Origin of the sequence: Prauserella alba, from assembly GCF_024171735.1 — a bacterium.
GTDB lineage: Bacteria > Actinomycetota > Actinomycetes > Mycobacteriales > Pseudonocardiaceae > Prauserella > Prauserella alba.
In genome coordinates this window covers 799,077-810,726 of the sequence record NZ_JAMTCH010000003.1, presented here as the reverse complement: position 1 = coordinate 810,726, position 11,650 = coordinate 799,077, and the positions used below count along the sequence as shown (strand labels likewise).

Here is an 11,650-nt window from a genome sequence, read left to right as displayed (position 1 = left end):
GGTGCACCCGGTACGCACCCTCCGCGAGCAGGGGCGCCGACCGCCGCTGATAAGCTGTTCCACCGCTGCCGTGCGGCATTCCGCCAGGGAGGAAACCCGGCTCAGCCGGCGCCGAGACGAGCGCGGCAGCGGTCGAACCGCCGTAGGACACGGCCGAACGTGAAGGAGTCACCTCGTGGCCAACATCAAGTCCCAGATGAAGCGCATCCAGACGAACGAGAAGCGCCGTCAGCGCAACCAGTCGGTCAAGTCCGCGGTGAAGACCTCGATCCGCAAGTTCCGCGAGGCCGCCGACGCCGGCGACAAGGACAGGGCCGTCGAGCAGCTGCGCGCCGCAGGCCGTCAGCTGGACAAGGCCGCCAGCAAGGGCGTCATCCACAAGAACCAGGCCGCGAACAAGAAGTCGGCCATGGCCCAGCGCGTGAACAAGCTCTGAGCTTCCACTCGTCGATTCGGCGAAGCCCCCGGTTTCCTCGCGAGACCGGGGGCTTCGTCATACGCGGCCCCGTGCCCGTGTTGCGGTTTCCGGGGCCCGTGTTGCGGTTTCCGGGGCAACGTCCACGGCCTCGTATCACGGCACCGCGTGTCTCGCCTCCGGCGACGGCGATGCGCCCGAATCCCGGCGCTACCCGCCCGGTTCGCACCGACGCCGTCGCCAGGCTGGTCGGCTCCGGCCGTGATGCTGTCGGCCCGACGCCTCGCGGTGCGGCGGCCGGCCCGGCTCAGCGGTTCTGCTTCGCACCGACGACGTCGAGCACGGCGCGTTCCAGCGCGTAATCCGGGTCGGCCGCCGCGCCTTTGACCTCGGCGTTCACCCGCGCGACCGTGCGCATGGCCTCGGCGAGCCCTGCCGCGTTCCAGCCGCGGGTCTGTCCCTGTGCCTTGCGGATCTTCCACGGCGGCATGCCGAGTTCACCAGCCAGCTGATTCGGATTTCCCCTGCCGGCGGCCGACACTCGGGCGACCGTGCGCACCGCGTCGGCGAGCGCATCGGCGATGAGCACGTGTGGCACGCCGATCTGCTGTGCCCACCGGAGAGTCTCCAGCGCCGCGGCCCGGTCCCCGCCGACGGCCTTCTCGGCGACCAGGAATCCGGTGACGTCGGCCTTGCCGCGGTGATACCGGCGGACGGCCTCCTCGTCGACCTTGCCTCCCGAGTCGGCGACGAGCTGGGTCGCCGCCGACGACAGTTCCCGCAGATCCGAGCCGACGGCGTCGACCAGAGCGGACACGCCGGCCGCATCGATCCGGCCACCTGCCCGTTTGACCTCCGCCCGCACGAACGCCTCCCGCTCGGCGGGCTTGGTGACCTTCGCACATTCGGTGACCTCGGCGCCGGCCTTCTTCAGTGCAGTCGGCAGCGATTTGGCGGCCTTGCTCCGGCCTCCCCCGGAATGCACCACGACGAGTGTCACACCGTCGGCAGGGTCCTTCAGATAGGTCAGTACGGCGTCGGCGAGTTCCTGCCCGATGTCCTGCGCCTGTTCGAGCACGATCACCCGGCCCTCGCTGAACAGCGACGGGCTGACGAGTTCGGCCAGTTCCGGTGGCGTGAGGTCGGACACCTTCGTCCGCGTGAGTTCGGCCGTCTCGTCCACGGCCCTGGCCGCACCGACGGCGGCGTGCACGGCCCGGTCTACGAGCAGTTCTTCGTCGCCCAGCACGAGGTGCAGGGGCGCGGACGTGGCGGAGGACGCGGTCACACCCAGATCCTGCCACGGTGACATGGATTGCAGCGGCATGGCCGGGACTGATCGCCATGCCCTAAGGTGGTCTCCACACACGCCGCGCAGGCATACGGCGGACAACCGAATACCGCTCATCAAGAGGGGCAGAGGGAACGGCCCGTAGAAGCCCCGGCAACCGGCGTCAGCCTGTCATCTCGATTCCGCGAGGTAGCTGACGACAACGGTGCTAATTCCGACCCGTGCCAGCGGGGCAGATGAGGAAAGGAACCTCGCGATGACCGCAGCCCTGACCCCCTCCACCACCAGCACCGTGGACCTCGGTCCGGCCGTCGAACTGGTGTCGAAGGAAGAGGGGCACCGCCAGCCGCTCGCCCCGGAGTTCGTCTCCGCTGAGGACTTCTCGCCGCTCGAGGTCGGCTACGACTTCGGCCGGGTCCGCCGGGAGGACATCGAGGCCGGGCCCCGCAACATCTGGCGCTACAAGAAGCTGCTGCCCGTTCCGTCCAACGTCGAACAGATCCCGAACACCGAGCCTGGCTGTACGCGGCTGGTGCGGGCCGACAACCTGGCGAAGGCGCTCGGCGTGAAGCGTCTCTGGGTGAAGGACGACACCGGCAACCCGACACACTCGTTCAAGGACCGCGTGGTCGCCGTGGCGCTCGCGGCCGCACGTGAGTTCGGCTTCGACACGCTCGCCTGCCCGTCGACGGGCAATCTGGCCAACGCCGTGGCGGCAGCGGCCGCCCGCGCGGGCTGGCAGTCGGTTGTGCTCGTCCCGTCGTCGCTCGAGCGCGCGAAGATCCTCACGACCGCGGTGTACGACGGCGCGCTGCTCGCGGTCGACGGCAACTACGACGACGTCAATCGCCTCGCCACGGAGCTGGCCGGCGAGCACGAGTCGTGGGCGTTCGTGAACGTCAACGTGCGGCCGTACTACTCCGAGGGTTCGAAGACACTCGGCTTCGAGGTCGCCGAGCAGCTCGGCTGGCGGCTGCCCGAACAGATCGTGGTGCCGATCGCCTCCGGTTCTCAGCTGACCAAGGTCGACAAGGGTTTCAAGGAACTGGCGCAGCTCGGCCTCGTCGAGGACTCGCCGTACACCATCTTCGGTGCCCAGGCCAGCGGCTGCTCGCCCGTCTCGACGGCGTTCCGTCACGGTCACGACGTGGTCCAGCCGGTCAAGCCCGACACGATCGCCCGCTCGCTGGCGATCGGTAACCCGGCCGACGGCCCGTACGTACTCGACACCGTGAACCGCACCGGTGGAGCTATCGAGGACGTCACCGACGACGAGGTGGTCGAGGGCATCCGGCTACTCGCCCGCACCGAGGGCATTTTCACCGAGACCGCGGGCGGCGTGACCGTGGCGACGGCGAAGAAGCTCATCGAAGCCGGCAAGATCGACCCGGACGCCGAGACCGTCCTGCTGATCACCGGCGACGGCCTCAAGACCCTCGACGCGGTCGAGGACAAGATCGGCCCGAAGGCGACGGTCGCGCCGTCGGCGGCCGCCGTGAACGAGGTCCTCGGCGGCTGAGCCGCACACGCACGTCCGCACACGGGGCCCTGGCCGGCGATCAACGCCGGTCAGGGCCCCGTCGCACGACGTGGGGGCCGCCCGCCCTGTCGTCCTCGGGACCCGGCACGACCGCGATGTCACCTCCCTCGTCGGTGCGGGCGATCAGCGCGCCCTCGCCGCGAAGGGCGCGCACGATCTCGTCGTTCGGATGACCGTGGGTGTTGTCGGCACCCACGCTGACCAGCGCTACCCGCGCACGCACCGCCGTCAGGAACTCGTGGTGGGTGTGCCTGCTGCCGTGGTGCGGAACCTTCAGGATCTCCGCCTCCACATCGACACCGCGGGCCAGCAGGTCGTTCTGCGCGGCCAGCTCGATGTCCCCGGTCAGCAACACCCGCCCGGCAGGGGTCGAGGCACGCACCACCACCGACGCATCGTTGATCGCCGTGCCGTCCGCACTCGACTCCGTGTGCTCCGTCCGCCCGTCGCCCGTCTCCTCACGCGCCGCCGGTGCGACGTAATGCGGACCGAGCACGTCCAAGGTCAGCTCGTCCCAGCGCGTCTGCTCGCCGACCGTGAGCTCGACGACCGGCACCCGGTTCGCGCGTGCCTCCTCCAGGACCGCCTGCCACGCCCACGACGGCGTCCGGCCCTGCCCCACCCCGACCGCTCCGACGACTCGGCCGTCGAACACCGCCGACAGCCCCCCGACGTGGTCGGCGTGGAGGTGGCTCAGTACGACCAACGGCACTCGTTCGACGTCCAGCCGGTCGAGGCAGCGGTCGATCGCCCTGGCGTCGGGCCCGACGTCGACGACGACGGCCCGGCCGGGCGTACCGGTGGCCAGCACGATCCCGTCACCCTGGCCGACGTCGCACGCCACGACCGTCCAGCCCGCCGGCGGCCACCCGACCTGCAGGAGCCGCGGCGGTACCGTCACCACGAGTGCTGCCGTCACCCCGATCGCGACGGCGACGCGCGCTTTCCGGTACCGCAGCGCCGCGACGGCACCGACGGCGACGCCTGCGGCGGCGATCCCGCCCCACCACCCGGCGGGCCAGGACACGACCGCGCCGGGGACGGCAGCCGCCTCCCGCGCGACGATCACGAGCCAACTCACGCCGGGCCCGGCCAGGTGCACGAGGACCTCCGCCGCGGCCGGCAAGGGCACGGCCAGCCCGGCCGCCGCCACGCCGAGCACGGTGACCGGCGCGACCACCGGCGCGGCGAGCAGATTCGCGGCGACCGACACGATGCTGATCTCGCCCGCCATGCCGGCGATGACCGGTGCGGTGGCAACGAAGGCGGCCACGGGCACGGCGAGCGCCTCCGCCGCCCCCGGCGGTACGCGCCGCGCGGCGAGTGCAGCCGCCCACCGGGGCGCCAGGAAGATCAGACCACCGGTCGCGACCACCGACAACGCGAAGCCCATGCTCGTGGCCATCGCCGGATCGACGAGTATCAGTCCGCAGACCGCCACCGCCAGTGCCGGCACCACGGAGCGACGCCGGCCGAGCACGAGGGCGGCCAGTCCCAGAGCGCCCATGACCGCGGCGCGCAACACGCTCGGTTCGTAGCCGACGAGCACCACGAAACCGGCCAGCGCGACCCCGGCCGCAGCCGCCGAGGCGCGAGGGCCGCACCGTACGGCTCGGGCGAGCAGGAGCACCGCGCCGCACACGATGGCGACGTTCGAACCGCTGACCGCTGTGAGATGGGACAGTCCGGCATCGAGGAACTCCTCTTCCACGCGCGTGGACTGGCCACCGGTGTCGCCGACGACGAGCCCGGGCAGCAGGCCTGCCTCGTCGTCGGCAAGCACACCGGAGACGTCCCGCAGCGCGCTGCGCACGACGTCGGCGGCACGCTGCCATGCCGGGGCAGCCGCGACCCGCTCCGGCGGACCGCGCACGTATCCCACGGCCACGGTCAGATCCCCGGGACGGGCGGGGGCCAACGAAGCCGTAGCACTGAGGTGCTGGCCCGGCAGGAGCCCGGCCCACTCGCCTGCCGGGGCGATGAGCAGTACGCGTCCCGTCGAGAGGAAGCCGCCGTCGCCACCCCGCCCGGTTCGGGCCGCATGGCCGGCCGTGCCCTCGTCTCCGGCACGGACGCTCACGACGTTCACGGGAACCAGCACCGACCGGACCCCGCCACGCCTACCGCCGTAACCGTCGTCCCGCAAGGGACGCGGCCGCTCCCGCACCTCGGTGCGCATCCGCACGTCACCGCCGTCGGCTGCCACCGCACGGAGCGGGTGCGCGCCCGCGTCGTGGATCCGGAGGCCGACCGGCAGCAGCACCAGCACTCCGCAACAGCCCAGAACCACGGCTGACGCGACCACTCTCGGCGATCCGCGGCGCCGCGCGCGTACTGCGACGAGGCCGCCGCCGATGACGGCGGCACCACCGGCCGTGACCGCCGCCTGCCAGCCCCACTGGAGCCCCGCGAGCGCACCGCCCCACACTGCGAGCGCCGCAGGCACCAAGCGCATGTCCCGGTGGGGCCGGGTCGCCGGATCCGCGGTGACCTCGGACGCGGCACCGATGCCGGCGGTGAGCGTCATGCGATGCTCACCGCGTCGCGCAGCTCGGCGAAGCGCTTCTCACCGATCCCGTCGACTTCCCGGAGTTGTTCCACCGCGGTGAAGCCGCCGTGCTCGTCACGCCATTCGAGGATCCGCTGCGCGGTGACCTCACCGACCCCGGGCAGGCTCTCCAACGCCTCCCGGTCGGCCGAGTTCAGCGGAACGGGCTGGTCACCGGTCTCACCGCCGGTCGCCGAGGCATCGCCGCCTCCGGCGGCCCCGGTCCGCACGCCCGGCGGCACCGGAACACCGACGTAGATCTGCTCGCCGTCGCCGAGTTCGCGGGCCAGGTTGACCGACAGCAGGTCGGCCCGCCGTGGTGCGCCGCCCGCGGACTCGATCGCATCGGCGACGCGCGCCCCGGGGCGCAGCCGCACGAGGCCCGGTCGGCGCACTTTGCCGACCACGCTGACGACCAGCCGTTCCGGCCGGCCTCCCTGTGCTCCCGGCGACGCCGGGAGGCCGGACGTCGAGGGGGCCGCCGAGGACGGAGTCGCGGGGCCAGGGCGTGACGCTTCCGACGCGGACACCTCGTTGGCCGCGGGCAGCGGTGGTGGCGTCTCCGCGGCGGGTTCGTCGGCGAGCACGAACCCGGCCAGTCCGAGCGCGATCACCACACCCGCGGCCACGGCCACGAGCACCCGCCGTGACGGTCGGCGACCGGTTCCCGCCAGGCCGGCGGGGACCCATCGTTCGACGAGGCGTCCTGCCCGGCCGCGCAGCGCCGCCGGCACCGAGTTCACGTTCCGCGGTCCGCCGGGTTCGTCCGGTGGTCCGGTCTCCCCGACCGCCGATCGAGGCGCCGCGCAGCCGGACGCTGCCGCACCATCCGGCCACATGGCCCCCGGATCCCGCCCGGTCGCCGGGTCCGGACGTTCGGGCGTCTCATCCGGTGGCGCGGGGCTGTCGTCGCCACCGGAGCCGGACCGCCCGGTCTCCGGCAGGGCATCGGGCACGTGCCCGAAGGCCGCGCCGCTGCGCCCGGTCCGGGGATCATCCGCGGGCCGGCGGTCCGCCGCCCCCGCCACCGGCGGCGTGCCGAGATCCTCGTCCAGAGGCGCCATGGCGGCCAGATCCGCCAGTCGTCGTTGCGGTCCCCGGGAGGCCGTCGTGGCGGAACGACCGACCTGGACCTGCGCTGTTTCGTCGAACACACGCTCGACATTAGGAAGACGACGGCCGGGGCGGCAGAGGGAAAACCGCGTTCTGTGGACAACCGGGGCGGTGTGGACAACTCCGCACTCGAACACCGTCGTCACCGGTCGTCGTCGGTGGGATGCGCTACGATGCCCGGCCGCCGCAGCCCGCCGTCACGGACGCGCTCCGGAGGCCGGTAGCGCGTCACTGCCGGGGCGACGTCAGGAACGGGGTGGCGGGGGCTGCACGACGACGCCGAGAACGCCGGGGCCGGTGTGCGCGCCGATCACGGCGCCCAGTTCGGTGACGACACAGCCGCGCGAGGCCGGAAGGCGTTCGTCGAGCCTCGTAGCCAACTCGGCCGCGCGGTCCGGCGCCGCGAGGTGATGCACCGCGATCTCCACGTCCGGCTCACCTCCGGCGGCCTCCACCGCCAGCTCGACCAGTCGTGCCATCGCCCTGCCGGTGGTGCGCACCTTCTCGAGGGGCGTGATCTCCCCTTCGGCCATGTGCAGCACCGGCTTGACCATCAGGGCGGTCCCGAGCAGCGCGGCCGCGTGGCCGATCCGTCCGCCGCGGCGCAAGTGTTCGAGGGTCTCGACGACGAACAACGTCCGTGATCGCAACGCTGCCGCCGTGGCGGCGTCCTCGACCGCTGCGCCGGTCAGGCCGGACTGCGCGGCTGTCGCGGCGTGGCTGGCGGCGAATCCGAGCCCCATGGCCGTGGTCCGCGAATCGACGACACGCACCCGGTCCGGTCCCACTTCCTGGGCCGCGAGCACCGCGGCCTCCCAAGTGCCGGACAGGCGTTTCGACAGATGCACCGACACGATCGAGTCGGCGCCCGCGTCGAGGGCGTCCCGGAACTGCGCCGCGAACTCCGAGGGCGTCGGCCGCGATGTCGTGACGATCCGTTTCCGCCGCAGCGCGGCGGTCAGTTCGTCGGGTCCGAACTCGTCGACGGGAACGGCCAGTCCGTCAACGAGCACGTGCAGCGGGACCACCCGGATACCGAGCCTCTCGGCGAGACCTTCCGGGAGGTGGGCTGTGGAATCGGTGACGACGGCGACCGGCACGTCGTCAGCTTACGTTCCGTGAGCGTCGCGTCCGGGAACCGGCGCCGACGCCACGCCGGGCCGGATCGCCGAGATCCGTTCCGCCATCGCACGGCCGACGGCGGCATGGCCGTCCCAGCCCCAATGCATGCCGTCGGGATTGCCGTGTCCACGGAGGACGTGCTCGCCGACGACGCCGGCCACGTCGAACATCGGCACGTCGGCGTGCTCGGACCACGCGGTCAGCCTCGCCGCGGTCGCGGCCCGTTCGCTGTGCACCCGGCCGTAGTCGGCCGACCGGTGCACCGACGGCAGCCAGCCCACGATCGGAAGTTCCGGACGCAGCACGCGCAACGCGCCGACGGCCGTGTCGAGGTAGCGCACCGTCAGCCGCGCGGGCAGCACGGCGGGCCTGCCTCGCGTCAGCCGTGCCAGCGCCGGCTGCGCACGGCGGTAGGCCCCGCGGGCGAACCGCCGGAGTCCGTCGGGGCGCAGATACCGCAATCCGGTGCGCAGGTAGGTCGGCAGCGGCGAGGGCAGCGTGTCCATACTGCCGACGGCCAGCACGACGACGTCGGCCCGATGCAACTCCGCCCACAGCTGCGGATCGCCGATGAGCGCCCACCACGCGTCGCGGGCGGTCCACCCGAAACCGGCGAACAGGACCGCATCCCCGCCGAGGTGGCGGGCGCACACGTTCGGCCACAGCCGGGGTTCGTCCGCCGGGTGTCCACTGTCCGGTCCGTGAAAGCTGAGCGAGTCGCCGAGCACCAGGATCCGGGGCTCGGTCACCGGGGCCTGCTCCGCCATCGCCGGTGTTATCCCGTCATGCCGGCATTGTAGGCCTGCAGTCGCCAGCGGCCGTCCCGCCGGTGCAGGTCCACCCAGTGACAGTTGCCGATGCCGCCGAGCGACGGCCACAGGGTCACCGGCAGGTCCACCAAGTGCGCGGTCAGGGCGAGGATCAGTCCACCGTGGGCTGCGAGCAGCACGGTGCCGTATTCCTCGTCGTCGCGCAGCAGGTCGGTGACCACTTCACCGGCGCGCTCGGCGACGTCGACGCGCGATTCCCCACCGGGCGGGGCCCACGTCGCGTCGAGCCGCCAGCGGCCCCGTTCACCGGGGGCCTGCACATCGACCTCGGCACCGGTCATGCCCTGCCACTCGCCCAGGTGCGTTTCGCGCAACCGCTTGTCGAGCCGCAACGGGACGCCGATCGCGTCGGTCAGCACCGTCGCGGTGTCGGTCGCGCGGCGCAGGTCGGAGGCGATCACCAGGTCCGGTTCGAACCGCGCGAGTGCGGCCACGGCGAAGCGCGCCTGGTTCCAGCCGACCTCGGTGAGTGCCGAATCGAGGTGGCCCTGCATCCGGCCTGCGGCGTTGTAGTCGGTCTCGCCGTGCCGCCAGAGCACGATCCGTTCGACGCTCACGGGACGTCCGATTCCTCTGCCGCCCTGGCCACGGCCTCGTCGAGGCCGTCGACCTCGAGTTGCGGGCAGTCCTTCCACAGGCGTTCGAGCCCGTAGAAGGAACGTTCCTCGTCGTGCTGGACGTGGACCACGACATCGACGAAGTCGAGCAGCACCCAGCGGCCCTCCCGGGCGCCCTCACGGCGCACCGGTTTGTGCCCGGCCTTGCGCATCTTCTCCTCGACGTTGTCCACTATCGCACCGACCTGCCGTTCGTTCGGTGCGGACGCGATGACGAACGCGTCGGTGATCACGAGTTGATCGGAGACGTCGAGCACGACGATGTCGGTCGCTTTCTTGTCGGCGGCCGCGTGCGCGGCCACGTTCGCGAGGTCTCGTGCTTCGGCCGTCGCTGCCACGGTGGTGCCCTCCGGATTAGTACGTACGCCGGATGCAGGGTACCCGGAGGGACCGACGCACCCGTCGACTCCGCCCGGTCAGCCGTGATCCGTGCGATACAGCCCCGCGCTTGCGGATGTAGCGGGCGGCGGGCGGCGCGGGCCGATTCCACTCATCCTGCGCGTGACCTGCTGAAACGACACCCGGCGTCGCACCTTGCTACGCAACTCCGCTCAACCCCACGTTGTTCCCGGGTTGTTCCGAACGGCCTGGTCGGCACCACGCGGAAACACCGTTAGAAGACGGTCCCGGCGTGGCGACTGCACCACCGGTCGGGGCCTTGATCGGAAGGGTCCAGCCGGTGCGCACCGCCGGCAAGCTCGTCGAGCAGGTCACGGTCGGCGGACCTGTCCGGCCGCCGGAGGCGGCACGTGGCGGTACCCCCTCGGTCGGACGGTCCCGTCCGGGCGTGCGGCCACGCTACCCTGACCGCTGTCCTCTTCGCGGAGGTTGAGCCCCCGGTTCGCCACCGGGCTTCCGCGGAGGGCTCGACTCCGCGAAGGGTGTGGTGCCATGTACCCGCAGCCGCACGACGAGGTGACCGTCGGGCAGCGCATCAAGTTCTTCCGCGAGCGCGCGGGCCTCTCCCGGCCGGTGCTTGCCGGGCTCGTCGAACGCTCCGCCGAATGGCTCAAGGCCGTGGAGAACGGGCGGTTGCAGACGCCGCGGCTGAACATGCTGCTCAAGCTCGCGCAGGCCCTCGAGCTGAACGACCTGGCCGAGCTGACGGGCAACGGCGACGCCGTGTCGGTCGAGATGTTCGCCGGAACCCGGCACGCCGCGCTGTCGACAGTCCAGGCTGCGCTCACCGAATACCGCGTCGCCGGGCCGACACCGAGCGTGCCGCCGAACGTCGAGCACCTCGCGCACCGCCTCGAACGGGCTTGGCGGGTGCGCCACTCGACACCGGATCACCGCACCCAGCTCGGCGCGGTGCTGCCTGACCTGATCCGCGATGCGCAGGCTGCCGTGCGCACGCTGCGAGGCGATGACCGGCGGCAGGCGCGGCGCGTGCTGTCGGGCGTGTACCAGCTTGCCGACTTCTACGTCGCCTATCAGCCGGCCCCCGAGCTGGTGTGGATGGTGGCCGACCGCGCGCTGACCGAAGGACAGGAGGCCGACGACCCGCTCGTCGCGGCAGGCGGCGCCTGGGCGATGGTCCAGGCACTGCGCGAATCCGGACGATGGGACGAGGCGCTCGCGCTGGCCGAGGACGCGATCCGGCGGCTGCAGCCCTACGACCAGCAGCATGCCGACTGGCGGGGCATGGCCGGCGCACTCGAGGTCGAGTGCGCCCTGGTCCACGCCCGACGGGGCCGGCACGGCGAGGCGATGGCGCGTTGGGAGACGGCCGACCGGATCGCCCGCGATCTGGGCACCGGGTATCGGCACGTGCAGTCGAGTTTCTCGCAGCCGGTCATGGGCGCGCACGCGGTCACGATCGCCGTCGACCTGCAGCGGCCCGGCGAGGCACTGCAGGCCGCGGACCGGTTCGACGCCGAGGCGATCTCCTCATTGGCGCGGCGGTCGCGGCACCTGATCGAGGTGTCACGGGCGCACTGGCAACGCGGCGACCGGCACGCCACGTGGGCGCTGCTGAATTCGAGCGAGCGCACCGCGCCGGAGACCATCCGCTACAACGGGCACGCTCGCGGGATGCTCATCGGGCTGCGTAAACGGCCGCCGACCGGGCTGGCCGACGACGTGCGAAACCTGTGCGAGCGGGTCGGGATCGCCGCGTGAGCTGACCGGGTGAGGGGTACGAACCGTACCCCTCACCCCTCTCGCGGCCCGCG

General features: G+C 72.1%; 10 protein-coding genes and 1 riboswitch. Of the genes, 3 read left to right on the top strand and 7 right to left on the bottom strand.

Translation table 11 applies throughout. From position 1 onward, the window contains the following. Positions 1 to 175: 175 nt before the first annotated feature. Entirely contained in the window at positions 176 to 436 is a 261-nt protein-coding gene (rpsT, locus tag LY12_RS03605) for a 30S ribosomal protein S20 (protein WP_253853224.1), read from the top strand. A gap of 286 nt (positions 437 to 722) precedes the next feature. Here rpsT and holA read toward each other — a convergent pair whose 3' ends face one another. Then, a complete protein-coding gene (holA, locus tag LY12_RS03600) occupies positions 723 to 1,727 on the bottom strand; it encodes a DNA polymerase III subunit delta (protein ID WP_301302116.1) in 1,005 nt (334 codons plus the stop codon). 89 nt (positions 1,728 to 1,816) lie between these two features. Next, a riboswitch (SAM riboswitch) is annotated at positions 1,817 to 1,949 on the top strand. A gap of 13 nt (positions 1,950 to 1,962) precedes the next feature. Between holA and thrC the strand changes: the two genes are divergently transcribed. After that, positions 1,963 to 3,225, top strand: coding sequence for a threonine synthase (thrC, locus tag LY12_RS03595; protein ID WP_253853222.1), 1,263 nt, complete (start codon positions 1,963 to 1,965; stop codon positions 3,223 to 3,225). Between the two features lie 40 nt (positions 3,226 to 3,265). Here the strand turns inward: thrC and LY12_RS03590 are convergent, their stop codons facing one another. The 6 genes from LY12_RS03590 to rsfS all read right to left on the bottom strand — a co-directional run bounded on the left by LY12_RS03590 (position 3,266) and on the right by rsfS (position 9,814). Continuing rightward, positions 3,266 to 5,773: a ComEC/Rec2 family competence protein gene (locus tag LY12_RS03590; protein WP_253853221.1), complete on the bottom strand. Its 2,508-nt coding sequence runs from the start codon at positions 5,771 to 5,773 to the stop codon at positions 3,266 to 3,268. Beyond that, a complete protein-coding gene (locus LY12_RS03585) occupies positions 5,770 to 6,948 on the bottom strand; it encodes a helix-hairpin-helix domain-containing protein (RefSeq protein WP_253853220.1) in 1,179 nt (392 codons plus the stop codon). The genes LY12_RS03590 and LY12_RS03585 overlap by 4 nt, the downstream gene beginning before the upstream one ends. A gap of 204 nt (positions 6,949 to 7,152) precedes the next feature. Further along, complete coding sequence (locus LY12_RS03580; RefSeq protein WP_253853219.1) at positions 7,153 to 8,007, bottom strand: DegV family protein; 855 nt, start codon at positions 8,005 to 8,007, stop codon at positions 7,153 to 7,155. A gap of 9 nt (positions 8,008 to 8,016) precedes the next feature. Next, entirely contained in the window at positions 8,017 to 8,796 is a 780-nt protein-coding gene (gene octT / locus LY12_RS03575; protein WP_253853218.1) for a diglucosylglycerate octanoyltransferase, read from the bottom strand. An 8-nt stretch (positions 8,797 to 8,804) separates the two neighbouring features. After that, entirely contained in the window at positions 8,805 to 9,416 is a 612-nt protein-coding gene (locus tag LY12_RS03570; RefSeq protein ID WP_253853217.1) for a histidine phosphatase family protein, read from the bottom strand. Then, complete coding sequence (gene rsfS / locus LY12_RS03565; protein WP_253853216.1) at positions 9,413 to 9,814, bottom strand: ribosome silencing factor; 402 nt, start codon at positions 9,812 to 9,814, stop codon at positions 9,413 to 9,415. The genes LY12_RS03570 and rsfS overlap by 4 nt, the downstream gene beginning before the upstream one ends. A gap of 553 nt (positions 9,815 to 10,367) precedes the next feature. Here rsfS and LY12_RS03560 point away from each other — a divergent pair. Then, entirely contained in the window at positions 10,368 to 11,597 is a 1,230-nt protein-coding gene (locus tag LY12_RS03560) for a helix-turn-helix domain-containing protein (RefSeq protein ID WP_253853215.1), read from the top strand. Positions 11,598 to 11,650 lie beyond the last annotated feature (53 nt).

Coding starts and splice junctions, on each gene's coding strand:
- holA (WP_301302116.1), bottom strand. CDS start 1,727: ATGTCACCGTGGCAGGATCTGGGTGTGACCGCGTCCTCCGCCACGTCC.
- thrC (WP_253853222.1), top strand. CDS start 1,963: ATGACCGCAGCCCTGACCCCCTCCACCACCAGCACCGTGGACCTCGGT.
- LY12_RS03590 (WP_253853221.1), bottom strand. CDS start 5,773: ATGACGCTCACCGCCGGCATCGGTGCCGCGTCCGAGGTCACCGCGGAT.
- octT (WP_253853218.1), bottom strand. CDS start 8,796: ATGGCGGAGCAGGCCCCGGTGACCGAGCCCCGGATCCTGGTGCTCGGC.
- LY12_RS03560 (WP_253853215.1), top strand. CDS start 10,368: ATGTACCCGCAGCCGCACGACGAGGTGACCGTCGGGCAGCGCATCAAG.